The sequence below is a fragment of the Alphaproteobacteria bacterium genome (assembly GCA_026400645.1).
Classification (GTDB): domain Bacteria; phylum Pseudomonadota; class Alphaproteobacteria; order Paracaedibacterales; family CAIULA01; genus JAPLOP01.
In genome coordinates this window covers 1-22,781 of sequence record JAPLOP010000013.1, presented here as the reverse complement: position 1 = coordinate 22,781, position 22,781 = coordinate 1, and the positions used below count along the sequence as shown (strand labels likewise).

Below are 22,781 nucleotides of genomic sequence, written 5' to 3'. Positions count from 1 at the left end.
CAGATAATTACTCATCCTCGTAAAGCACGATGGAGTTATTGGGTCCGCATCCTGATCATCGGGCGCAAATCCATCCAGCATCGATAGGGTGTTTAGTGTTTCGGGGGATGCTTTCCCATGAGCCTCCGTCAGACGTTGTCCATCAACAATTCGTTGGTCAGCGTCGATAACAGATGATTCAGCGCCGCGGTAGCTTTGAATCCAGCCTGCCCCTTTTTTTTAATCCACGATAGACCCCCATGCCCGTTGCCATAATACCGGGCAGATATTTTCCCATTTCCGCAACGCCATAAAATCCCGCCCGGACCATGCCACCGACATTGTATCCTGTGATACCGAGATAGGTGCTGGTATCAATTCCCGTGCTGTTTGTGCCGGTGTCTGTACCATTCAGGGTTACCAACGCGACATCCAAAATTGCTGACCCCACGGATGATAGTGTATCGTTCAAAATGGATGCTGGAAGTGTTGAATTATCCCCACCCGACACAATACAGCTGGGGTCATTATTGGAAATCCACGTACAAAAATCAGAATTGAAAATTTGCCCACCAGGCAAGCTATTTATATAGGCCATCATATAGGCGGTTATCGCGGGCAAGGCTGCCGCCGTGGCGCACAGGGTTAAATAACCCAGCTTAACCAATGTTGGGTGCGCCGTTTGAACCACCCCATAAAACTGATCGGGTGTTTTGGAAAATTCATTATATATGCGATGTGCCCCAGAATAGGCATGATTAACGGCACCTAACAGAGCCAATCCCCCCAAAACCTCCATCGGGCGCAGGGCATCCAACGGATCCAATGCCCCCAGGCGAATCAATTCACGGGCGGCCTTGCCAATCTTTGGATTTCTCAACGCATCATCAACCGTGGTCAGGGGGGGTGGCCGCCGGAATTGCCACAACAACGGCGTTCGCTGCCGCATCAAACCGGTTTGCCAATTCAATCTGTTCAAGATCGCGACCGGCAGAGTGCGCCACCGAACATGCCGTTGACCAAAGCGCCACCCCAAGGGCGAATTTGGATGTTTTTTTCAAAAAGGACGGTAAAAATGGCGTTTTTGGGAAACGTGTTTTGCTGGACTGATTCATTATAATGCCCCGTGTACTGAATTAAATTTTGTCTATGCAAAACATATGGTGATTGGTGCACGAACTTTAAAGGGGTAGCACCAACAAATCAATAAGAAAAATGAAATACACTGCGCACAAAACAGAAAGAACAGGCAGCGCGTCTTTTTCACTTGGCTGTTTGTGGTGATTTGTGTTTAAATTCAACAGATTTAGTTTTTATTAATGGCTGATACTCGTGGACATAGTCGATAATCAAAAAAGCCCCATTCTCCAAAAAAAAAAAAAAAAGGCATTCCATATGTATAGCCATGTATTTAATATACTATTGACTAATCTGATTCGTCATTTTGTGATTCATTGCATTGGAAACAAACACTATAATTTCACAAAAATGACTAAAACTAAAAAAACCTTAAATAAATTTAATAATGTTATTATTTGGGCTGTACATCAACGTTTTCAAGCCCAAAGCACGATAGCATTTCCCAAAATGGAGAAATTTGCCATATGGCTAAAAAATTACTTATTGATGCTAGTCACCCCGAAGAAATTCGCGTGGCGGTGGTTAATGGAACGATATTGGATGAATATGATTCCGAAAGTTCATCTAAAAAACAGATTAAAGGAAATATCTACCTTGCAAAAATCATTCGGATAGAACCATCCCTGCAGGCTGCGTTCGTTGATTTTGGCGGAAACCGACATGGATTCTTGCCGTTTGGTGAAATCCACCCTGATTATTACCGCATTCCCGTTTCTGATCGTTCTGGTGCTGAGGCGCAGCCCTTGGATGCCACCCCTGTATCAGACACCCCCACTTTTGCAGAAAAAGAAGGGGAGGAAACCTTTCATCATGAGATAATTGGGAATATCACTGGGGATATCACAACTGATGCTTTGTTGAATTTTGAATCCTCAACAGACATGGAGGAGGGGGAGGATTTTGTTGATGCAGCCCCATTAACAGTCGAGCATGATTCTTTTTCGGAAAAGATGGATGATCTGCCATCGGATGATCATTCCCACGCCGATGACGATTATTCGGGCGAGGACCGTCCTGCTGCCGAGGATCGCCCCGCCAGGGCACCCCGTCCGTATCGCTATAAAATCCAAGAAGTGATCAAACGCCGCCAGATTATTTTGGTCCAGGTTGTCAAGGAAGAACGCGGATCCAAGGGTGCATCGCTTACGACATACCTTAGCCTTCCCGGTCGGTATTGTGTTTTAATGCCAAATGCTGGGCATCGTTCCGGTGGTGTATCCCGTAAAATTCATGATGGCGAAGATCGTCGTCGGTTGCGCGATGTTGTCAAGGAGCTGGATGTTCCCGAAGGCATAGCCCTGATTGTTCGAACGGCAGGCCAAGAACGCAATAAATTAGAAATCAAACGTGATTATGAATATCTGTTACGGTTATGGAGCGATATTCGGAACCTAACCCTGGAATCCATAGCGCCGTATTTAGTCTATGCCGAGGGGGATTTGGTCAAGCGATCCATCAGGGATATTTATTCAAAGGATATTCAAGAAATCCTGGTTGAGGGTGAGGAAGCTTACAAGGATGCAAAGGCGTTCATGAAGAACCTGATCCCCAGCCACACGCGGAAAGTTCAGTTTTATAATGATCCAAATATTCCCCTTTTTCATCGTTTTAAGATCGAAGAACAAATCGAAGAAATGATGTGTCCGTCCGCGCGGTTGCCATCGGGTGGATCGATTGTCATTAGCCAGACAGAGGCATTGGTTGCCATCGACGTGAATTCCGGGCGATCAACCAAAGAAAGACATATCGAGGAAACCGCCCTTAAAACCAACCTAGAGGCCGCCGACGAAGTTGCGCGTCAATTGCGCCTGCGTGATTTGGGTGGGTTGATCGTTGTCGATTTTATTGACATGAATGATCAGGGGTACATCCAGCAGGTTGAAAAACGTATACGCGATGCCATGCGATTTGATCGGGCCCGCGTTCAGTTGGGGAAAATTAGCCAATTCGGTTTGTTTGAATTATCGCGGCAACGCCTTCGCCCTAGTCTTATCGAAACCAACACAACCCCCTGTTCCCACTGCCATGGAACCGGGTTGATGCGGTCCACTGAATCGATGGCTATGCATGTGTTACGGACCATAGAAAGCAACGTGATCCAGGGACGCGCCCGTGAATTGTTGGTAACCGTCCCAAGCGGGATTGATTTGTACCTTTTGAATCAAAAACGACAGACCCTGATTTCCATTGAATCACAATTTAATGTCAGCATACAGATTGCACGGGATGCGTCTATTACGGCTCCGGATTTTAGGATTGATGTTTTGACAGATCAGGCTGAGGCCATAGAACCCGTTAAGGTATTGGGCCCCAGGATTGACACCAGAAGGGTTGTGGAGGTTCCTGAAAAATTGCCAGAACTAGCGGAGGAGATCGCCCCCATAGGTGATGAAGCGGTCGTTCTCGTGAAACCAAAACGGCACCCACGCAGACGGAATCGCAATCCCAATCGGCCGCCGCTCGATGCATCGGTCGCCCCTGTCACACAAGAGGCCGCAAGGGATGAAGGGTTTGTTTTGGTGGATGCTGCAACGCCGCCCGAGCAGTCAGACCAAGTTTCTGAGGGTGGCTCAGAAAGCGATAAACCAGCAGACCCCAGGAATGGCAGACGTTATGATCGCCGCTATCGTCACCGGAGACGGCAATCCAAACCCGGAGAAATCAACGCCGGTGGTGAGCAGCAGCGTCAAGGCCAACAACATGATAGCGGTCACCAAGAAAGCGTTCAAAGGACGCCCATCCAGGAAAGACCGCTGCAGCCAGCCGCAGAACAGATTCGTCCCGCAGGTACACCCAAAAAGGGCAAAAGCTGGATTCGACGATTATTAGAGTAATCGAATCAAGGTTCAATTATCCAATCCGAGGGAATTTTAATGAAAAAAGAGGTTATCATTACAGACGCGAAACGAACCCCGATCGGCAGTTTTCAGGGGATGCTGTCGTCCCTCAAGGGGTTTGAACTGGGTGCGCTTGCCATCCGGGGGGTCATACCGAATTGCCCGGTTGATGAAGTTTTCATGGGGTGTGTTTTGCCAGCAGGACAAGGGCAAAACCCCGCGCGTCAAGCGACCATCCACAGTGGTCTGCCTGATACGGTTCCGGCAACGACAATCAATAAAGTTTGCGCATCTGGAATGCGGGCCATCATGATGGCAGCCGATGATGTACAGCTGCGTGATAGCGTGGTTATTGCTGGCGGCATGGAAAGCATGACAAATGCACCGTATTTATTGGAAAAAGCCCGAACAGGGTATCGAATGGGTCATGGGCAAATCATCGATCACATGATTCGCGATGGGCTGGAGGATACGTACACTAAAAACCCGGATGGATCATCCGTTCACATGGGATTGTTTGCAGACGCCACTGCAGAACGATATTCAATAAGCCGAGAAGCCCAAGAAAAATTCGCCGCCGAAACATGGGAAAGGGTTATTGGCGCCCAGAAAAATGGATCCTTTGGTGACGAAATTATCCCTGTTTCTGTTGTCGATTCAAAAGGAAATACGACAACGCTGACGGTGGATGAGCCTTCCGCCAAGGTGAAGCCAGAAAAATTCCCAGCCCTAAGGCCTGCTTTTAGCGCAGGTGGAACGGTAACTGCGGGGACTGCATCCTCCATCGCCGATGGGGCGGCGGCCCTTTGTTTGATGTCGCATGAACGGGCGCTATCGTTGGGTCAAACTCCGCTGGCCAGAATCGTTGGATATGCATCCAATTCAAACGAACCAAAATGGTTTACGACAGCGCCGGTTGGGGCCATACAAAAAGTTTGTCACCGGGTTGGTTGGGCCCTATCAGATGTTGATTTGTTTGAGATTAACGAGGCTTTCGCCATTGTCCCGCTTGTGGCCATGCAGGAACTTTCCATCCCACGCGACAAGGTCAATATCCACGGTGGCGCGTGTTCATTGGGGCATCCTTTGGGGGCTAGTGGGGCCCGTGTCATTGTGACGTTGATTCATGCGTTGCGCACAAAAGGTTTAAAGCGCGGTGTAGCAGCCGTCTGTATTGGCGGCGGAGAGGCCACAGCCATTGCAATAGAGGTGATATAGTATGAGCGGATTTATTATTGCGTTATGTATTGTTCAAGGTATTGGTGAATTCCTACCCATAAGTTCCAGCACCCACCTGTATTTATTATCTGTTGTCTTCAAACAACCCCCAACAAGTTTGGAATGGGAGGTTGCCTTGCACCTGGGGACTTTGATCGCGGTGGTTGCTTATTTCTGGAAAGATCTAATTGCCATGACCATGGCTTGCTTCAGGGCCGTTATCTATCCCTGTCATGCCCTGAAAGATTCATCATTCTTAAAAGCATTTTACATAGTCATGGCAACAGTGCCTGCGATGGCAGTGGGCTATGGTATCAAGAAATCAGGGATTCATTTCGAATCAGTTAAGTTGATGGGGGCGTTCAGCATTTTGTTTGGCATTTTGCTGTATTGCGCCGATAAATATGGAAAAGTTATACCGGGAACCATAACGGGAACCCAGGCGATTGGAATTGGCCTGGCACAGGTCTTGGCATTCTTGCCTGCTGTCAGTCGATCGGGAATTTGCGTCACCGCTGGACGATTACTGGGGTCGGGGCGTGTCGAGGCTATGCGATTTGCGTTTTTACTGTCGATTCCAACGGTTTTGGGCGCGGTTGTCCTGACAGGTTATGATGCGCTGCAGCAAAATATAGCAGTCGATTTCACCATCCTGGTGCAAGCAATTACACTGACAAGCCTGTTTGGTCTTGTTAGTATTCGAACGGTTCTTTGGTATCTGGGCCGCCATGGATTTTCTGTTTTTGCTGTATATCGCATTATTTTAGGTGTTATTTTATTTTTTGTTTAATTTACCATTTGTTAACTTTGTTCTTGTATTCTAAGTATTGTAAGAGTAGTTAATAAACCAGGAGAATTAAAGATGATCAAGAAAGCATTGTTAATTTCAGCAAGCTTAGCTATGTTGGGTATGGTATCCATGGCTGAAGCAAGCATACCGAAAGATAACCAAGTTCCAGCACAACAACCTGTTATGCCAGCAGAAAATAAAGTCCCGGCTGTAGTTGTCGCTGATCCTGTGCCGCTAGTCGTAGATCAGGTACCTCTGTTAAAGAAAAAAGCACCACCGCTCCCTGCAAAACAGGGTACCGGTTACAATGGTGCAGGGATTCCTCCGCAAAATAATTAATCAATCGTTCAGGCCCTGGATGGTCCCATCGGGCTTCGCCCTCCTCGCCATGACGTCATGGCGAACGAACGAAGAGAGTGTGGCCATCCAGGTCTTAAAACGCCAGTCTTGATAAGACTTTTGGCGGGGAGGGAGTTACATCGAACTCAGCCTTACCTTAAAATCTCTCTCTTCCCCACATGGTTGGCTGCGCTTACAACGCCTTCCTTTTCCATTTGGTCCACAATACGTGCTGCGCGATTGTACCCAATCTGTAAATGACGCTGGATGAAACTGGTGGATACTTTCCCTTCGCGCGTTATCAAATCAATGGCTTGGCGATATAAATCATCCCCGCCTTTGTCCGCAACAGGATCGCCCCCGGAATCACCCTGTTCATCATCCTCTGTCACGCCATCAACATAACTGGGTTCACCTTGGGCCTTTAGGAATTTCACGATCCGCTCCACTTCGTCATCCCGAATATACGGCCCATGAACACGCGTGATGCGTCCGCCACCGGCCATATACAGCATATCCCCTTGCCCCAGTAATTGTTCGGCGCCTTGTTCCCCCAAAATGGTGCGGCTGTCGATTTTTGATGTGACTTGAAAGCTAATTCTTGTGGGGAAGTTTGCTTTAATTGTACCAGTGATCACATCAACGGATGGTCGTTGCGTTGCCATAATCAAATGGATGCCGGCAGCACGTGCCATCTGGGCCAGCCGCTGAACAGTCCCCTCGATCTCCTTTCCGGCAACCAACATCAAATCAGCCATCTCATCGACAACCACAACGATATAGGGCAGCGGGGTAAAATCAAACGTTTGGTTTTCGAAAATGGGTTTTCCGGAATCGGGGTCAAATCCTGTTTGCACACGACGCACCAAAATCTCCCCGTTGCCTTTTGCCTCCTCCAGGCGGGCATTAAACCCATCAATGTTACGCACCCCTAATTTGGCCATAGCCCGATACCGATTTTCCATTTCGCGGACTGCCCATTTAAGGGCCACAACGGCCTTCTTTGGGTCGGTTACAACCGGCGACAGCAAATGTGGAATTTCATCGTAAACGGACAATTCCAGCATTTTTGGGTCAATCATGATGAACTTACACTGTTCGGGGGATAGCTTGAATAACAGGGACAAAATCATCGTGTTAATAGAAACAGATTTGCCCGATCCCGTTGTACCGGCAACCAACAAATGGGGGGTTTTGGCCAAATCAATAATGATGGGCTGACCACCAATGTCCTTGCCCAGAATCAGCGGAAGATTGGCTTTTGATGCCTGATAATCGGACGTTGTTAACAATTCCTTTAAATAAACAGTTTGCCGCGATGGATTTGGTAATTCAATGCCGATAACATTTTGCCCCGGGATCACCGCAATACGGGCCGATAGTGCGCTCATCGATCGGGCAATATCATCCGCCAATCCAATGACACGGGATGTTTTAATACCGGCGGCAGGCTTTAATTCGTACATGGTGACCACGGGCCCTGGCCGGATGTTAACAATTTCGCCACGAACACCGAACTCCTCTAATACTATTTCCAGTTGCTTGGCAAATTCTTCTAATGCTTCCTGGCTAACGACTTTAACCACTTTTTGAGAGGCTTGATCCAATAGCTCTACCGGGGGCAAATGATATCCACCCTCTAGCAGGACTGAATTAATTATTTCTGTTGTAAATCGATCTTTCTTTTCATGCTTTTTATGAACCTTTATTTCTGGCGGCGTCTTTTCATCCTCCTCGTCCTCTTGATCAGCATTCGTAAACATCTCCGAATTTGACAAGGGGCTTGATGTGGGGGCGGCATCCTTCATAAGGGACGATAGGGATGGGGACTGTTTTTCCAAGGGATTTTCATGCCGATGCGACAGGGAATATCCCCTGGAAAATATCCGGCCCATAAAAGCCAGCAACCATCCAAACCCTTTATAAACGCAAATGCCGCCATACGTAATTTGACGAATCGATAGTCCTGTGGCATACAAAGACATCAACATGGATAAAGAAAATAAAACAAAAGCCAGTGGCTTAATCAAAGCTAATGCATGAAAATGGGTCAAAAATCGTTGCCCCACCGACAGCAAAAGGTACCCAAAAACACCCCCCATGCAGGGTAGCTGACTGGCTCCTGGGGTCATTTTGACTAATGCCATTTGTATAAAATGATTTGAATTTTGGGACAGGGGCAGGATCATTAAAAAAGTCCCCAGCAGCACAGTCGCCAATACTGCACCCAGAATTCGCGAAAACCCCAGGGAGGTCCCTTGGTATTGTGATAGCTGAATGCCCCACATGCCCACAATTAGAAATAAAAGAAAGCTCGACAGACCAAAGATCTGCAAAAAAAGATCCGCCGTTATGGCGCCGATTGCGCCCAGCCAATTCTGGGTTATGGCCGATGTTGCCGTGTTAAGGGATGGGTCAGAGGGCGCATATCCAACCACCGCCAAGACACACAAAATAACCGACACAATTAAGACAAGGCCAATGATTTGGCTTAGGCTCTTTTTCAAAAGATTCTTAAGACCAGGAGGCAGTAAACGAGTTGTCATCAAACGGTCAGATTGTAGCACGAGCATCATTCTCCTAGTAAATGCCCACTCTATACTACTTGCTCGATTTTTGGAAGAGTCCAGCATGTCGAAAAAATCCATGAGGCTATCATTGTTTATTTATATTTTTGCTATTGACATACAGAACAAAAAGGATTAGCTTCAAACTCTTTTTCGTACGGAAACTAACAAAAATTAAAATGAATACATAGGTGCAATCATGTCCAGATATCAAAAACTATTTTCATTCTTTAGTATTGCCTGTGTCTTGTCGCAGCAAACTTATGCAGCGCATGAGTCAGATGAACAATTAGAGCAAAAGGAAAAAGAACAACCAGCACAACAGGCAAAAGTATTAACATTAGATCCAAATTTCATTCAAGAGACAGAAGAAAAAGCAAAAAACGACCAAGTAGGAGTGGATCAGTATCTCAGGGTACAAGAGGCAGTAGATGAAGAACAGGAAAAACTCGCCGAAGATCCATCATATGTACAACAATACACACAAGAGGATCCTGTGTATTTACAGCGATGGGTAGATTATATTAAACAGCGAGAAGATCGTGAGCAGCAAATATATGATGAACATCGAACTATTCCCGATCAAAACGGACCCAGGGAGTTGACAAAAAAAGAAATTCAAGTATGGATTAAGTCTGAAGAAAAATTCGAAGTTTTTTTTAGTTTTGACGCTCGGAAAAAACGTTGGCAAGATGATCAGGAAGAATTGAGACGCGCGCAGTCTAAGCGGGATGCTATAGAGCAGCTAGAGAACACACTGTTTGCTTATTATCCTTTAGCAAGCAGTGCTCTTGATGTACCTGAATTGATCGATCAAAAAGCCCATCACGCTCACCAATTTTTAATCAGTCGAGATCAGCTTGATGCAGCTGATCAAATCTTTCAACAAACAACGCAACTTGCAAATAAATCTGAATACGCCAGCCACAGCCTTATTGAGATATGTAAAACATCTGCAGCTGCGCACCTGGCTATGTGGCATCGGCTTTTTCACGCTGTTGAAAATGGCATTCATATTCCAAATATACATCTTTTTTTGGAACAAGTAGAAAAAACAAGAGTATCTTTTGCTGCATTAAGTAATGTATCCAATGAATTTATTGATGAGCGCTTTGGTCCGGACATCAACGCTGCACATGAATTTTCAAAAGCTATTGTTAAGATGCAGCCAAACCTAGAAATGCGCCTTGCTTTTTGGTATAATGAACTGTCGATCTTAAAGAATATAGGGTTGTTGGCTCCATATGATATCGATAGCAAAAATGCAAAACTCACCCTCGATAAATTATCAAATCGTTATCATCAATTGCAATCTTTTAAAAAATATGATGGGTCAAAAACAAAAGATAATATGGCTTGGAGTTTGGTGAAAGCAGGGTACATTGGTTTTCTTCAGTCCGACGACTGGCAAGCTGACTGCTGGCAACATAATTGGTCTCATCCAGATGAACCAAACATTTTGATACGCATCAAATTAAAGTTAATTTACGATAAAGCAGGTTTTCCCCATTCTGTTTGTGAATATACTCTTGAATGGACTTTTAAGCCAATTTTTGACCAGTATAAACAACCTATCCTAGATTGTCATGGCAGGTCTCTGACATTAGACGAAGGGAATGCGGCAATGAAATTTAATGGACAATCATTCTTGGCTCATCCGCCAAGACAACTTTATCCCGATCAATGGCATGAAGCAAACAGTCTCTATCTCAACCTCAACCGTCATATTCTTAAGGCTGCACCACAAGGTGTAATGGACCAGTCCCATTATCACAACATATACAGCACAAACCAAATGTTTCAAAACTCGGGAGTATTTCTGAAGTATTATAAAAAACATTTAAATTTGAGATATGCTCAACCGTATTAAGGTTGGGTAATTTTCTCTTCTGAATCCAATTAGGCGTAGTTATCCCTATCGTCTCTCGGCGCACCATCAGTCATCCCCGCTTTTGCGGGGGGTGACAAGTGTGAAAAATGATCGGGAATGAGTGTGCGCAACAAACCACAAACTCAGTGATTGCGCCATGTTGAAGGTTTTGGTCGCTGAATGCCAACAAAATACTCAGAATTTCCCCATAAAATGCGCAACTTTATCTTTAGGGGCAGCCCCAGATCATTGTTTATTGTGACATTCTGATGCAATGATGGCACAATGGCGCTGTTGTAATTGAATTCCGCCCAATAAAGAAAAGGATTTTTTATGGTGACCCCAATAAAAGCAGATGTAACCATTATTGGTGGTGGATTGGCAGGGGGAGTTTTGGCGCTTGCGCTGTGTCAAAAGGGTGTCCGGACAGTTGTGATTGATCGTGATCCCCCGATGACCCAGATTGATCCAAACCTTGATGGACGAACAACATCGGTTGGTTATGGGTCTCAACAAATTTTCGAAAAAATTGGCATTTGGGATGCAATGGCGCCATATGCAGAACCAATTTGGGATATCCGCGTTTTTGAAGGGGGGTCACCCTGGACGGTTGATTATAATCATGCCGACATAGGGCCCAACCCAATGGGATACATTGTGGAAAATTCGGCAATTCGGTTGGCGATTCAGGAAAAAGTAAACCAAGAAATATCAAGCCAAGGAAGGTCAAACCAAGAAAATGCAGGGGATTCATGTCTAACCTGGATTGCCCCGGCCCCCATTAAATCTGCTAAACGATTATCCGGTCATGTGATTGTTGAAACGGGGTGCGGCCAAATCATTGAAAGCGCGTTATTGGTTGGTGCGGATGGACGATCCTCTGCCACCAGGGCCGAATCATCGATTACGGCGAAAACATGGGATTATAAACAAACGGCGCTGGTTATTCACATTACCCATGAAAAACCGCACGATGGAACAGCCTGGGAGGTTTTTTTGCCCGAGGGGCCCCTGGCCGTGTTACCAATGAATCCCTGTCCAAAAACGGGGAATGCACGATCCGGGATTGTTTGGGCAAAAACCAAAGGATATGATTGGTACAAAGATTCCGATGATCAATTGTCGGCTGACCTGCAAAAACAGTTTCCCTTTTATGGGGATATAAAAATCTCAAGCCGGCGTTGGACATATCCGCTTTCGGCATTGACCGTCGACAGCATCGTTGATCATCGGCTGGCCCTTGTTGGGGATTCGGCGCATGGTGTGCACCCAATCGCCGGGCAAGGGGTGAATCTTGGGTGGCGCGATGCTGACACCTTGGCCGATATTGTCAGTAACGCAAAATCAATCGGCCTGGATTTGGGTTCAGCCACCATCCTTGCGCACTATAAACAGGCTCGAAAACAGGATCATCGCCTGGGGTTATGGTCCACAGATGGCATTAACAGACTATTCAGCAACAATTCACGTGTTCTTCATTTTGTTCGTAACGCTGGTTTTGCTGCGGTTAATAATTGCCCACCTCTCAAAAAATACTTTATGCGAAAAGCCATGGGTATTTCTTGAGGGTTACACTATTTTTACGAATTACCGATCAGTCCTTCATGGGCGAGGTTGCGTGTATTTTTTCAAACAAACTAGAGCTGGCATCTCGTACCCTTTTGACGCCTTCTTGATCCCCTATGCACTCATAATAATGGGCAGCCTCCGCATAGAATCCAATTTTGTAATCATAATATTCGGGATCAGGCATCCGGAAAGCAATTTCTTCGCACAACTTGGTATAGTCGCTGTTTTTATCGCTTTTATTGCCATACCCTAAGATCATTGCATACCGGGAATAGATCCCATCCTCGATGGTGCGACAGTTTGGATCAATTCCATAAACAAGCATAATATCTTTAAGCATGGAGGGTAATGCTTGTTGGCTAAGCAGTGAATCCTTGCTAGAGGTTCTGATGTAGGGAATCTCTTGTTCTAGGTTCCCGCCGGTTCCAAAGGTGACATGTAGATTTGCAATCGTGGACGATCGCCTGAGGGACAGGGGTGATTTTAGAATGGGAGGGTGATCCCGTTTCTCTGTGGCATGTGCTGCGCTGTCCAACAGAAAAATCAAACCAAGTATTGATACAAAAATGGTCACGGGAATATACTCCATATAGTATTTGTTGACATATAATATAGACATCAAATACTAACAAAATATAAATTTAGACTATTTTATTTTTGGTGCCTTATCCCATTTGTTCGATTTGTTTTAGGATGTCACGTGCCCGTCGGGCAAACGTCGCATTCTGGCTTTGGGCCGCCTTTGTTGCTTGTGCTTTGGCGAAGGGGATATTACCGGTTAGCCACGCCTCCTCTGCTAAGCAACCGGCAGCATCCGCGTGATTTTCCATCTTTCCATAGGCCCCCGCTAACAAATGCCACGCAAAAACACTTTGGGGACATTTTTCCGTGACCAGGGTTAATGTCTGAACTGCTTCCTGCAGGGTGGTTTTGTTATTTTGTGCAGCATTACTAACGGCAAGCTCTAGCAGGGCATGCCCGAATAGAAGATTAAGCCCAATGCCATTTGGATTTTGTTTTCTGGCTTCTTTGTAGGCATCGACGGCTCCCTTTAAATTTCCTGTCTCGAAAAGCATTTGCCCTTTGAGTTCCAAAAAATAAGGATCTCCCGATGATTTGGTTAACAGCTCTGTGTCGATGATCTTGAGCGCTTTTTTTGTATCTCCCGACCGATAAAACGCGATAGAACGCGCATACAGGGCCGGGATGGATGTATCGCTTTGTGGATAGTCTTGTAATATTTTCTGCAAGGGGTTCATGAATCCGGCCATTTTTGCCCGAATCCGTTGGAACCGTTTTTCATACTCGGCAGGAATCTCTGATTTTGATTTTTTTGGGTACAGATGAACCTTTTCCATACGATCCGGGGTTAATGGATGGGTTGACGTATAAGGATCAATCTGACCATTGTATTGGTGATTCAGTGCACTTAGGAATTCAAATAATCCGTCTGACGGCCAATGAAGTAGCTCTAGGTATTTTAGGGCAGCACTGTCTGCGCTGTCTTCTTGGGATTGTGAATGTTTAAGAAGTCCCCGCTCGAATATGGACATTCCGCCCGTTGCCCCCGCCAGCAGTGAGGCTGGATTTCCGGATGCAATAGCAGCCGCCCCCCCGATTAGCGTTGCTAAAATTGCCGGGACCATGGCTTGTTGTTGGGCGGCATCCTGCTTTGCCATATGGGATCCAGCAATGTGGCCGACTTCGTGCGCCAAAACGCCCAATAACTGTCCAACGGTTTGGCATTTCAAAAGAAACCCCGTATAGACAACGATTTGCCCGCCATAGGTAGCTCCTGCGTTAACTTCATGACTGGCCAAGATATAAATCTGGGGTTTTATGGAAAGTCCAGCCACTTTGAAAATTTCATCCAACCAACCAACCAGGGCTTTTTCAGTTTCGTCATCCCCAATAAACTGCCCTTCCTGAATTTCGGCACGGGCGTGGGCGGGGCTTATAAAATCGGAAAACCCGATGTATATCAAGGTCGACACCAATAAAGCTTTAACAAACATAGGCTATTACCATTCTAATTTCGGATCAACGCAATTTATACCAAATATGACTATGAAATATACCATTAATTCCCGCCATTATATAGAAAAACCGTCACCCCATTCAGTTTTTCGCATGCCTTTATATAGTATTTTATCTTTTTTGCTGACCGTTACACGCCGCAACCCATCAACCGCACACAAATCAAGGATTGTATGGCCGGGGTTTTGGATGGGTTTTTTGATAACCCGCGTCGTGCAAGACGCTGTTTTTTGCTTGCTAAAAATCAGATAGGAAAATTTTTCATCTTCGTAACCCAGGTGACCTTGTTTGGTTTGCCGATGCAATTTATCCCGCTGTAATCTGACCGAGAAATGGCACCAATCCGTCGTCCCAGCCAGGGGGCATTGATTAGAATGGGGGCAGGGGGCAGCGGCATGTCCGCCCAATTCAATCAAATAACGCCGAACTTTCATCAGATAATCAAAATCGTGGGGTGTCCCTGGTGTCACAATTAGACAATAACCCAGCGTCGAATCCCAAACCTTTTTGACAACCGACAGACGTTCTGCATCTTTTAATTCGCCCAAAACATACCCAAGAATGCTAATGTTGGCGGGACTTTTAAACGACACGGTCGCCAAATTCTGATTTTCATAGTGAATCCCGGCCGAACCGCGTTCATCAAAAATACGCTGTCCAGCGGCGATCATTCCGGGGTGATTTTCAATCAATGTGGCACCTTTAAGATTCGGCCACCGATCCAATGCCGCCACTGTTGCCGTTCCAGGGCCGGCACCAATGTCCAATAAAGATTCTGGATAAAATTCAACCGGCAGTTTTTCCAAACACGCACCAATCGCCGCATAGGTGGCGGGCATACGCGCATGAACATAAGCGGTTATTTCATCAGCGGTTTGAAGGTGTTGGGCAGATTGGTGGCTTCGGTACCGTTGGCTTAGATCGTGATAGGATGATTTTAACGACATTTCTTTTTTCCGAACAGAATCGATATCAAAAACAATAAAAGCGAAAAACAAACGACAGCGGCCCCCGTTGGGACATTGCTGTAAAAGGATAGCCACCCCCCAATAAACATACTAAGTATTGTCAGGATCAGGGTTTTTACGACCATTTCCTCTGGCGTTTTTGATGAAAATGCTGCTGTTGCGGGGGGAATCACCAACAAAGCCGGCATCAATAATGCCCCAATAAGTTTTAAACTAACCGCCACAATAATCGCCAGTAGAATCAAAAATCCAAGATTGAGTTTTTTGGTGGGGATACCCTCTGCATGGGCCAAATCTTGGTGTAGTGTCAGCAACAACAAAGGCTGCCAATAAACGCCGATAAACCCCCAAACGCCAATAACGCAGCCATAAATCCAGTATAAATCAACAGCCTGGATCGTTAGAATATCCCCCAAAAGATAGCTGGATGGGTCAATTCGAACCGGGCTGAATTTACTGACAAGAATAACCCCAAGTGATAATGACCCGTATGAAATAATAGACAATCCTGTGTCGGCCGGTAGTGTGCTTTTCGTGGAAATGGTGGACAAAAGCAATGCCGTCACCAAACAAATCGCTACGATCCCAAGGTTCACATCGATGTGCAAGATAAGGCTTAATGCTACCCCTAATAATACACTGTGGGACAGGGCATCGCTAAAAAATGACAGGCGACGCCACACCAAAAAGCATCCCATGGGGCTGGTGATCAAGGACAGGCCAAGTCCGGCCAACATCAGTCTTAGGAAAAAATCATCCATTATTTGTGGTCGCAATCATCATGACGGTGATCGTGGTGGTGGGCATAGGGGGCCAATCCTGGCGTTGCTGGCCGAACAGTCCGTTTGGATTTAAACAACTTTAAGTAATGGGGGTCAATCGCGACAACCTCCGGATGGCCAGAACAACACACATGACCATTTAAACAAATGACGTTGTCAGCTGCCGCCATGACGAAATGCAAGTCATGCGAAACCAAAATAATGCCACATCCTAATTCTTGGCGTAGCTGTGCCAAAAGGTGATAAAATTCTTCCTGGCCCAGAACATCGACACCCTGCGTTGGTTCATCCAGAATTAACAACTGTGGCTTTCGTAAAATCGTTCGTGCCAATAAAACCCGTTGCCATTCCCCGCCCGATAAGGTCTGTATCGATTGTTTTTTAAGGGAAAGGGCGTGGACACGTTTCAAGCTGTCGTCAATTTGGGCGGATTGGATGGAATCTTTGCATGATAGATGCAGCAATCGCTCTACATCGATGGGCAGAAATGGGTTCGCCTCGATCTTTTGTGGCATATAGCCAAGCTTTGTCCCTTTTTGTATCCAAAGCGTTCCTGTCGTTGGCTGGATTAGCCCCAAAATAACCTTTAACAACGTGGTTTTACCCGCCCCATTGGGACCAATGATTGTTAAGATCTCCCCCTGTTTAAGTGTAAATGAAACGTTATCCAGAATTTTTTTATCGTCAAGATCGCGATGAACGCTGATGGTGCTCAGGGTTAACAGTTTGTCCATCATATTACTTGAACGATGTTTCGTTGGGATAAACACCCCAAATGTACCGACGTTTGATCCACCCCTTGAACGTGCCCATCGGTGCTTTGACTTCCATACGACACCATTGGGCCTGGCATTCTATGATGCGTCCAACAATACCAGGTTCAAGACGGGCAACAACTTTTGCTTGATCTTCGGGTGATTTTCTAAGGTTCCGGGTTTTATGCAGAACCCAGACCGTTCGACGGCCAGATAACATGCTTTTGTGAACCCAACCCAGCGTTCCTTGCCAATCGCGTATTTGGCGCCAGGTGTCAAATTCAGCCACGATTTCAACCGGCATGCTTTGGCGCACATATTGCCAATCAATCGGATATTGCTTGCCTGGGCCGACGTGGGTATTTACTGCATTTGAACGCAGCGAAACAAAGCGCGGAACGGGCAATGCATCGGCCCACCCGGATGTAATGGTCGCAAAACTTAAAAAAAATGCGCAAAAAAATCGCATTACAATCCCGATGATCCAAAACCCTTTGTGCCACGATCTGTTGTGGAAAGGCTTGTTCGTTCCTGCCACAAGACCTGGGTAAATGGCGCAATCACCATTTGGGCAACGCGCATTCCGCGTTTAATAACAAATTGTTCGTCCCCGTGATTCATAATGATCGCGATAATTTCCCCCCTGTAATCAGCATCAATCGTGCCAGGGGAATTCAAGACAACAATGCCGTGTTTCAAGGATAACCCAGAACGTGATCGAATTTGTGCTTCGTACCCTTCGGATAACGCAAGGGCAATCCCTGTTGGTACAAGGCATCGCTGGCCAGGTGCCAAGGTTATATCATTAGTAATCGCTGCATATAAATCCATGCCTGCGCTTTGTTCGGTAGCGTAGCTTGGCAAATCTAAATCACCGGCGTGTTCCATTTTTTGGATGGAGACTTTTTGTATAGGAAGGGGAAAATTCATTTATTTCAAACATATGTTTTAAATGGGATAGGGGATACTATAGTCAAAATTGGCAATGATGACAAGTAAAAATAATTTTATATATTCCTTTTCCGTTGAGGTAAAAATTAATTGTCTCCTCTTGACTGACCAGGCATATCCCAGCATAGTGGTTGTGAAAAATCGCCATCCATTTTATACAGGAGTAAACTATGTCTCTCAAGGGATCCAAAACAGAACAAAATCTAAAAGATGCTTTTGCGGGTGAATCGCAAGCAAATCGCCGTTATTTGTATTTCGCACAAAAGGCAGACGTTGAAGGCTATAACGATATAGCAACCGTGTTCCGATCAACAGCAGACGGGGAAACCGGTCATGCGCATGGACATTTGGAGTTTTTAGAGGCTGTGGGCGATCCGGCAACAGGCCTTCCCATTGGGGGGACGCTGGCAAACTTAAAGTCTGCTATTGCTGGGGAGACACACGAATATACTGATATGTATCCTGGGATGGCACGCAGCGCCCGCGAAGAAGGGTTTGACGAGATTGCTGAATGGTTTGAAATGCTTGCAAAGGCTGAAAAATCCCACGCTGGCCGTTTCCAAAAGGCCCTCGATTCAATAAACGCCTAGAACATATACGGTAGTCATGAGCATAGAATCGCCAACGCGTCATCCATTGGATTGGACGGATCCGGATTTTTCGGATCCCCTAAAAATCGATCAAGAATTAAGGCGGGTTTTTGATATATGCCATGGCTGCCGGCGATGTTTTAATTTATGCGACAGCTTTCCGCGCTTGTTCGATTTAATCGATGCCAGCCCAACCGGGGAACTGGACAGCGTGGATAGCAAAGATTTTGCACCTGTGGTTGATGCATGCACATTATGTGATATGTGTTTCATGGTTAAGTGCCCCTATGTTCCCCCGCATGAGCTTAATGTTGATTTTCCACATTTGATGTTGCGTTATCGGGCTGCCGAATTTCAAAAGGGGAAAAGTTCACTTGTAAAGGCTGAGCTTGCGAAAACGGATCGTAATGGCAAAATCGCCGGCGCAATCGCCCCTGTTGCAAATTGGGCAACCAATGCATCCAATCCGATCACGCGCCCCCTTATGGGAAAGGTTTTTGGTATCCATCCAAAGGCTGCGATTCCGCGATTTTGTGGCGAAACGTTGGTTCGGCAAGCTGCCAAAACCAAACCAGAAATCAATGTCGATGCCCCGGCTTACGGACAAAAAGTGGTTATTTATGCCACCTGTTTTTCAAATTACAACAATCCAAAAATCGGATTGGCTGCCCAAGCGATCCTGGCTCACAATGGCATAGAGGCCGAAGTTGTCTATCCCGGATGTTGCGGCATGCCATCATTAGAACAAGGGGATTTAGCAAAGGTCAGCATAAACGCGCGTGCTGTGGCTGCGGCGCTGCGTCCCTGGGTTGACAGGGGATATGCGGTCATAGCCCTGATTCCGTCGTGTGCCTTGATGTTGAAATCCGAATGGCCCTTGATTGTTACAGACGATGATAACGTGAAAGCCCTAAGCAGCGTGACCAAGGACATCAGTGAATATATCGTCTGGTTAGCCCGTTCCTTTGGGTTGGTGCCAGGATTAAAATCACTGGGGGAGGATATAACCCTCCACATTGCTTGTCACGCGCGGGCCCAAAATATTGGCCATAAAGCGGCCGAGATGCTGCGCCTTATTCCGCAAACGCAGGTTGATGTGATCGAACGTTGTTCTGGCCATGGGGGAACCTGGGGAATGGAGGTTGATCATTTCGAGGTGGCCTTAAAAGTGGGCGCCCCCGTTGCCAACCAGGCCATCAAAAACAAAAATCGCCTGGTCGTGTCAGAATGTCCGCTTGCGGGGGAACATATATTGCAGGGGATTCAGAAAAAAATTACAGACAAGGATGCGTTTGTAACCCTTCATCCGATAGAGATCTTGGCGCAGGCGTATTCGTTGTAAGCGGACACAAAAAATCAATGACCGTTTGAACAGATAAATCCTCTAAGTCTGGTGAAAAAAGTGACTGATTTTTGGGTCCCTGTGCTCCGCCCAGGGTTGGTGGATTCCGATCTGAAAAAAATGTCACCGTTGGGCAACCACCACTTGCGGCCAATAGCATGGGGCCGGTGTCATTGCCAATCGCAAACAAGGCTCCCTCTGCCAGGGCAATGACCTGATAAAATGTGGTGCACCCTGTCAGGTCGATTGAGTCTTTGATTTGTGGAAAACTCTCTCCCGGGCCACCAATCACAACGGGTTGAATCTCTTGGTTCAAAAGGTGCGTCGCCAACGCTGCATAGTTTTCCTGTGGCCACCGTTTGCAGCCATTATGTGCGTTTGATGCTCCCGGAATAAGCAGCGCATAGGGTTTTGGAAGATTGAAATTCTTATTATGATCAGCGATAAATCTGAGGTTCAATGACGGATCAAAGGAAATCCCCACGCGTTCCAGCTGATGTCTAAATCGATCCTGAGGGTGATTGTCCTCAAAGACAGGCCCAATCCAGTCAACCGATGATTTCATGAGGCGAGAATAAAGCCGCGTCCGTTCCACGCCCTGCAAATCATAGACCCGGTGAAAGTTATTCCGTCGAAGGGCGAGGGGGATCGAAAGCAGTTTTTTCAACTGATACAGTTTTGCCCGATCATCAATCCAAATCGTATCAAAATACCCCAACTTTTGCGCCAAGTCGTGAAATGGTTGCGTCGTCAGCAATGTAATCTTATCGTCAGCGTGATGGTGGCGCAATGCAGCAAACGCGGGCGTTGCCTGCACCATATCACCCAGCGCACCTAGTTTAATGATCAGAATCGATTTGGACATTTGTATCCTTCTTTTTTGGTGATCATAGGATAGATCCGGCCCATGGTGCAATAAAATCCCATACTGTTAAACTTACACACTGCGTTATATAGTGCTTCTCTAGATGGTTAACGGCCGACAGAATGGCTTTTTGGATGGTCCCATCGGGGGGCTTGCCCTCCTCGTTAAGGGTTTGGTCATTGGAAGCGAACGAAGAGAGCGTGGCATCCAGAAATATATCTATCTCTGTTGGCAATGAACTGAAGGCATTTGATGTGAACCCGCACAAACCCGCAAGAGAGAGTTTACCTTGAGGCAAAGATCCTGTAGATTGAATGGTAAGAGATTCTAGATGATTGAGAGTGTATGATCGGCCTTGTATTGGTGACCCATGGGGACCTAGCGAAAGCATTTGTTTCGTCAATGGAATATATTGCCGGGATGCAGGCACATATAGAACCGATTTGTATTCATCCAGGCGATGATATGGATCAACAAAGACAAAATATACTGAATGCCATAGAATCTGTTGATCAGGGAAAAGGTGTTATTTTATTAACGGATTTGTTCGGGGGGACGCCAACAAATTTGGCGATTTCTGTTTTGGGTTTGGATCGGGTAGAGGTCATCGCTGGGGTTAATTTGCCCATGCTTATTAAGATTATCTCAATACGATCCTCTGTTACATTGGCCGATGCGGTCGATCAAGCACAAGAGGCCGGTCGCAACCATATCCGCGTGGCATCCAATTTCTTGCAAGCCCGATAAAGCCCAGAATCCAGTGCCAACACATAAAATATGGATTGATGCAGTCGTCATTGCACAAAATGGGTTGCATGCGCGCCCATGTGCAGCACTGCTGAACTGCGTGCGCGACCATGATGCCGAGGTTTGGATTCGTTATAAAGACGATGAAAGTGCCGCTGATTCCATGCTGGATCTTTTATCATTATGCATTCCAGAGGGTGCAATTGTTGGTCTGTGCGCAACGGGGGCGGATTCAGGTACGGCCCTTGATGCAATCGTGGGTCTTGGGCTTTTTTCTAGAACTGATAAGCGGCCTTAAAAAACAGATCTTTCTTCTTTGGGAAAATCCTGTACTATATAAAGGGTGGGTGGTTTTGCATAAATCCCCTCATGACAATAATTTATGGAGGAAATGGAATGTTTCAAAAGGCTTGTTCGTGGGTATTCTTTCTCTTTATTTTAGCAGGGACAACGGGTTGTGATGGCTTGCGAAATACGTTCGGCTTGGACCATTATCAACCAGATGAATTCAAAGTGTCCGATAATCCACCCTTAAGCGTTCCAAAGGATTATAGACTTCGCCCACCTGTTGAGGGGGTCGCCGCTCCGGGTGGGACATCTGGCGCAGAACAGGCTCAGGCACAAAAAGTTTTATTTGGCCAGGAAGTGACGCCAAAAATTGCCACCGGTACGCCGGGGGAGAAAATTTTGCTAACGCGGGCGAATGAACAACAAGCCGCTGCGCCTGGCATTCGGGAAACCGTCGATAAAGAGGCTGCCGTTGATTCAAGTCTGGCGGCATCGTTGGGGCAAAAAATCACATCCATGAAAGCAGAAGTGTCACGCAATGCAGGATCCATCGTTAATGCCCCTGCTGCCGATGATTCGTCTGCAAAAAATGCTGCTTCCTAGGGACATATAAAACATGATCAAAAAGATTATCATCATGGCGGTGGTGGGGGGAATAGTGGTTCTTGCCTTTAAGCCCTCCGTTTTTCCATGGTTAGACAGAACAATTTCGCACATGCAAAAGGAAAAAATAATAGTGACGTCAAAACCACTTAAAGAAGCCGACAGCCAGGATGCCTTGTTTTCTATTAAGGAACTAAAGACGGACCTTGGTGATACAATTTGGTTTGTGCCGACATCGATTCCGGTCGTCAGCTTTGGATTGGTTTTTGAACGTTCAGGGGGGCAAAATGAACCAACCGATTTGCCTGGCTTGACAAGTTTACTGACTGACCTTTTGCAAGAAGGGGCGGGTCCTTATGATGGTCAGGCTTTTGGAAAGCTTTTGATTGAAAAGAACATTGATCTTAGAGACTGTCCTTCAATTTAACACATAAGTTTATTTAAATTTATTCGGATAAAGGCAAGCCGAACCATTTCTTCTGACGATGATGTTTTTGTCTCAAAATCCTTTGCAAGGCGCCTGGATCCATTGAGCCAAGCAAAG

Annotated in this window: 24 protein-coding genes; 12 read left to right on the top strand and 12 right to left on the bottom strand. The window is 46.3% G+C overall.

Annotated elements, in window-relative coordinates; translation table 11 throughout:
- Positions 1–178: 178 nt before the first annotated feature.
- On the bottom strand, positions 179–928 hold the full coding sequence (locus NTX76_01975) for a hypothetical protein (protein MCX7338036.1): 750 nt from the start codon (positions 926–928) through the stop codon (positions 179–181).
- Complete coding sequence (locus tag NTX76_01970) at positions 867–1,094, bottom strand: hypothetical protein (GenBank protein MCX7338035.1); 228 nt, start codon at positions 1,092–1,094, stop codon at positions 867–869. The genes NTX76_01975 and NTX76_01970 overlap by 62 nt, the downstream gene beginning before the upstream one ends.
- Before the next feature lie 489 nt (positions 1,095–1,583).
- On the opposite strand from NTX76_01970, the gene NTX76_01965 reads away from it, so the two are divergent.
- From NTX76_01965 to NTX76_01950, 4 genes are all read left to right on the top strand, one after another.
- Entirely contained in the window at positions 1,584–3,953 is a 2,370-nt protein-coding gene (locus NTX76_01965) for a ribonuclease E/G (GenBank protein ID MCX7338034.1), read from the top strand.
- 39 nt (positions 3,954–3,992) lie between these two features.
- Positions 3,993–5,174 (top strand): thiolase family protein, encoded by a 1,182-nt coding sequence (locus NTX76_01960; GenBank protein ID MCX7338033.1) that lies wholly within the window; start codon positions 3,993–3,995, stop codon positions 5,172–5,174.
- Position 5,175: 1 nt separating this feature from the next.
- Positions 5,176–5,964, top strand: a complete 789-nt coding sequence (locus NTX76_01955; protein ID MCX7338032.1) for an undecaprenyl-diphosphate phosphatase — start codon at positions 5,176–5,178, stop codon at positions 5,962–5,964.
- 72 nt (positions 5,965–6,036) lie between these two features.
- Complete coding sequence (locus NTX76_01950) at positions 6,037–6,303, top strand: hypothetical protein (GenBank protein MCX7338031.1); 267 nt, start codon at positions 6,037–6,039, stop codon at positions 6,301–6,303.
- Positions 6,304–6,455: 152 nt separating this feature from the next.
- On the opposite strand, the gene NTX76_01945 is transcribed toward NTX76_01950, so the two are convergent.
- On the bottom strand, positions 6,456–8,876 hold the full coding sequence (locus NTX76_01945; protein MCX7338030.1) for a DNA translocase FtsK 4TM domain-containing protein: 2,421 nt from the start codon (positions 8,874–8,876) through the stop codon (positions 6,456–6,458).
- Between the two features lie 193 nt (positions 8,877–9,069).
- On the opposite strand from NTX76_01945, the gene NTX76_01940 reads away from it, so the two are divergent.
- The gene (locus NTX76_01940) at positions 9,070–10,740 is read left to right on the top strand and encodes a hypothetical protein (GenBank protein ID MCX7338029.1); all 1,671 of its coding nucleotides are present in this window, start codon (positions 9,070–9,072) and stop codon (positions 10,738–10,740) included.
- A gap of 333 nt (positions 10,741–11,073) precedes the next feature.
- Positions 11,074–12,306: an FAD-dependent monooxygenase gene (locus NTX76_01935; GenBank protein MCX7338028.1), complete on the top strand. Its 1,233-nt coding sequence runs from the start codon at positions 11,074–11,076 to the stop codon at positions 12,304–12,306.
- Between the two features lie 28 nt (positions 12,307–12,334).
- On the opposite strand, the gene NTX76_01930 is transcribed toward NTX76_01935, so the two are convergent.
- From NTX76_01930 to dut, 7 genes are all read right to left on the bottom strand, one after another.
- Positions 12,335–12,883 (bottom strand): hypothetical protein, encoded by a 549-nt coding sequence (locus NTX76_01930; GenBank protein ID MCX7338027.1) that lies wholly within the window; start codon positions 12,881–12,883, stop codon positions 12,335–12,337.
- Between the two features lie 91 nt (positions 12,884–12,974).
- Positions 12,975–14,324 (bottom strand): M48 family metalloprotease, encoded by a 1,350-nt coding sequence (locus NTX76_01925; GenBank protein ID MCX7338026.1) that lies wholly within the window; start codon positions 14,322–14,324, stop codon positions 12,975–12,977.
- Between the two features lie 78 nt (positions 14,325–14,402).
- Positions 14,403–15,293: an rRNA methyltransferase gene (locus NTX76_01920; GenBank protein ID MCX7338025.1), complete on the bottom strand. Its 891-nt coding sequence runs from the start codon at positions 15,291–15,293 to the stop codon at positions 14,403–14,405.
- A complete protein-coding gene (locus NTX76_01915; GenBank protein ID MCX7338024.1) occupies positions 15,284–16,075 on the bottom strand; it encodes a metal ABC transporter permease in 792 nt (263 codons plus the stop codon). The genes NTX76_01920 and NTX76_01915 overlap by 10 nt, the downstream gene beginning before the upstream one ends.
- Positions 16,075–16,833 (bottom strand): ATP-binding cassette domain-containing protein, encoded by a 759-nt coding sequence (locus NTX76_01910; GenBank protein ID MCX7338023.1) that lies wholly within the window; start codon positions 16,831–16,833, stop codon positions 16,075–16,077. The genes NTX76_01915 and NTX76_01910 overlap by 1 nt, the downstream gene beginning before the upstream one ends.
- Before the next feature lies 1 nt (position 16,834).
- The gene (locus tag NTX76_01905) at positions 16,835–17,320 is read right to left on the bottom strand and encodes an SH3 domain-containing protein (GenBank protein ID MCX7338022.1); all 486 of its coding nucleotides are present in this window, start codon (positions 17,318–17,320) and stop codon (positions 16,835–16,837) included.
- The gene (dut, locus tag NTX76_01900; protein MCX7338021.1) at positions 17,320–17,781 is read right to left on the bottom strand and encodes a dUTP diphosphatase; all 462 of its coding nucleotides are present in this window, start codon (positions 17,779–17,781) and stop codon (positions 17,320–17,322) included. Before dut ends, NTX76_01905 begins: the two co-directional genes overlap by 1 nt.
- A gap of 191 nt (positions 17,782–17,972) precedes the next feature.
- Here dut and NTX76_01895 point away from each other — a divergent pair, with 191 nt between their 5' ends.
- Positions 17,973–18,392, top strand: a complete 420-nt coding sequence (locus tag NTX76_01895; protein MCX7338020.1) for a rubrerythrin family protein — start codon at positions 17,973–17,975, stop codon at positions 18,390–18,392.
- A gap of 16 nt (positions 18,393–18,408) precedes the next feature.
- Positions 18,409–19,734 (top strand): heterodisulfide reductase-related iron-sulfur binding cluster, encoded by a 1,326-nt coding sequence (locus NTX76_01890; GenBank protein ID MCX7338019.1) that lies wholly within the window; start codon positions 18,409–18,411, stop codon positions 19,732–19,734.
- Here NTX76_01890 and NTX76_01885 read toward each other — a convergent pair.
- Together NTX76_01885 and NTX76_01880 are read right to left on the bottom strand one after the other, a co-directional pair.
- On the bottom strand, positions 19,667–20,599 hold the full coding sequence (locus tag NTX76_01885) for a glycosyltransferase family 9 protein (protein MCX7338018.1): 933 nt from the start codon (positions 20,597–20,599) through the stop codon (positions 19,667–19,669). The two genes, NTX76_01890 and NTX76_01885, sit on opposite strands and share 68 nt — an antisense overlap.
- 22 nt (positions 20,600–20,621) lie before the next feature.
- Positions 20,622–20,834 (bottom strand): hypothetical protein, encoded by a 213-nt coding sequence (locus NTX76_01880; GenBank protein MCX7338017.1) that lies wholly within the window; start codon positions 20,832–20,834, stop codon positions 20,622–20,624.
- A gap of 110 nt (positions 20,835–20,944) precedes the next feature.
- Here NTX76_01880 and NTX76_01875 point away from each other — a divergent pair, with 110 nt between their 5' ends.
- The 4 genes from NTX76_01875 to NTX76_01860 all read left to right on the top strand — a co-directional run bounded on the left by NTX76_01875 (position 20,945) and on the right by NTX76_01860 (position 22,664).
- On the top strand, positions 20,945–21,346 hold the full coding sequence (locus tag NTX76_01875; GenBank protein MCX7338016.1) for a PTS sugar transporter subunit IIA: 402 nt from the start codon (positions 20,945–20,947) through the stop codon (positions 21,344–21,346).
- Between the two features lie 13 nt (positions 21,347–21,359).
- Positions 21,360–21,644 carry an HPr family phosphocarrier protein gene (locus tag NTX76_01870; protein MCX7338015.1) on the top strand — a complete coding sequence of 95 codons (285 nt, stop codon included), beginning with the start codon at positions 21,360–21,362 and terminating at the stop codon, positions 21,642–21,644.
- Between the two features lie 98 nt (positions 21,645–21,742).
- Positions 21,743–22,237 carry a DUF3035 domain-containing protein gene (locus NTX76_01865; GenBank protein ID MCX7338014.1) on the top strand — a complete coding sequence of 165 codons (495 nt, stop codon included), beginning with the start codon at positions 21,743–21,745 and terminating at the stop codon, positions 22,235–22,237.
- A gap of 13 nt (positions 22,238–22,250) precedes the next feature.
- A complete protein-coding gene (locus NTX76_01860; protein MCX7338013.1) occupies positions 22,251–22,664 on the top strand; it encodes a hypothetical protein in 414 nt (137 codons plus the stop codon).
- Positions 22,665–22,781 lie beyond the last annotated feature (117 nt).

Bases quoted from the DNA above. Each gene is read 5' to 3' on its own strand.
- NTX76_01935 (MCX7338028.1), top strand. From the start codon at position 11,074: ATGGTGACCCCAATAAAAGCAGATGTAACCATTATTGGTGGTGGATTG.
- NTX76_01895 (MCX7338020.1), top strand. From the start codon at position 17,973: ATGTCTCTCAAGGGATCCAAAACAGAACAAAATCTAAAAGATGCTTTT.
- NTX76_01915 (MCX7338024.1), bottom strand. From the start codon at position 16,075: ATGGATGATTTTTTCCTAAGACTGATGTTGGCCGGACTTGGCCTGTCC.
- NTX76_01860 (MCX7338013.1), top strand. From the start codon at position 22,251: ATGATCAAAAAGATTATCATCATGGCGGTGGTGGGGGGAATAGTGGTT.
- NTX76_01950 (MCX7338031.1), top strand. From the start codon at position 6,037: ATGATCAAGAAAGCATTGTTAATTTCAGCAAGCTTAGCTATGTTGGGT.
- NTX76_01945 (MCX7338030.1), bottom strand. From the start codon at position 8,876: ATGCTCGTGCTACAATCTGACCGTTTGATGACAACTCGTTTACTGCCT.
- NTX76_01970 (MCX7338035.1), bottom strand. From the start codon at position 1,094: ATGAATCAGTCCAGCAAAACACGTTTCCCAAAAACGCCATTTTTACCG.
- NTX76_01960 (MCX7338033.1), top strand. From the start codon at position 3,993: ATGAAAAAAGAGGTTATCATTACAGACGCGAAACGAACCCCGATCGGC.
- NTX76_01925 (MCX7338026.1), bottom strand. From the start codon at position 14,324: ATGTTTGTTAAAGCTTTATTGGTGTCGACCTTGATATACATCGGGTTT.
- NTX76_01965 (MCX7338034.1), top strand. From the start codon at position 1,584: ATGGCTAAAAAATTACTTATTGATGCTAGTCACCCCGAAGAAATTCGC.
- NTX76_01955 (MCX7338032.1), top strand. From the start codon at position 5,176: ATGAGCGGATTTATTATTGCGTTATGTATTGTTCAAGGTATTGGTGAA.
- NTX76_01865 (MCX7338014.1), top strand. From the start codon at position 21,743: ATGTTTCAAAAGGCTTGTTCGTGGGTATTCTTTCTCTTTATTTTAGCA.
- NTX76_01875 (MCX7338016.1), top strand. From the start codon at position 20,945: ATGATCGGCCTTGTATTGGTGACCCATGGGGACCTAGCGAAAGCATTT.
- dut (MCX7338021.1), bottom strand. From the start codon at position 17,781: ATGAATTTTCCCCTTCCTATACAAAAAGTCTCCATCCAAAAAATGGAA.
- NTX76_01920 (MCX7338025.1), bottom strand. From the start codon at position 15,293: ATGTCGTTAAAATCATCCTATCACGATCTAAGCCAACGGTACCGAAGC.
- NTX76_01885 (MCX7338018.1), bottom strand. From the start codon at position 20,599: ATGTCCAAATCGATTCTGATCATTAAACTAGGTGCGCTGGGTGATATG.
- NTX76_01890 (MCX7338019.1), top strand. From the start codon at position 18,409: ATGAGCATAGAATCGCCAACGCGTCATCCATTGGATTGGACGGATCCG.
- NTX76_01940 (MCX7338029.1), top strand. From the start codon at position 9,070: ATGTCCAGATATCAAAAACTATTTTCATTCTTTAGTATTGCCTGTGTC.
- NTX76_01975 (MCX7338036.1), bottom strand. From the start codon at position 928: ATGCGGCAGCGAACGCCGTTGTTGTGGCAATTCCGGCGGCCACCCCCC.
- NTX76_01905 (MCX7338022.1), bottom strand. From the start codon at position 17,320: ATGCGATTTTTTTGCGCATTTTTTTTAAGTTTTGCGACCATTACATCC.
- NTX76_01910 (MCX7338023.1), bottom strand. From the start codon at position 16,833: ATGATGGACAAACTGTTAACCCTGAGCACCATCAGCGTTCATCGCGAT.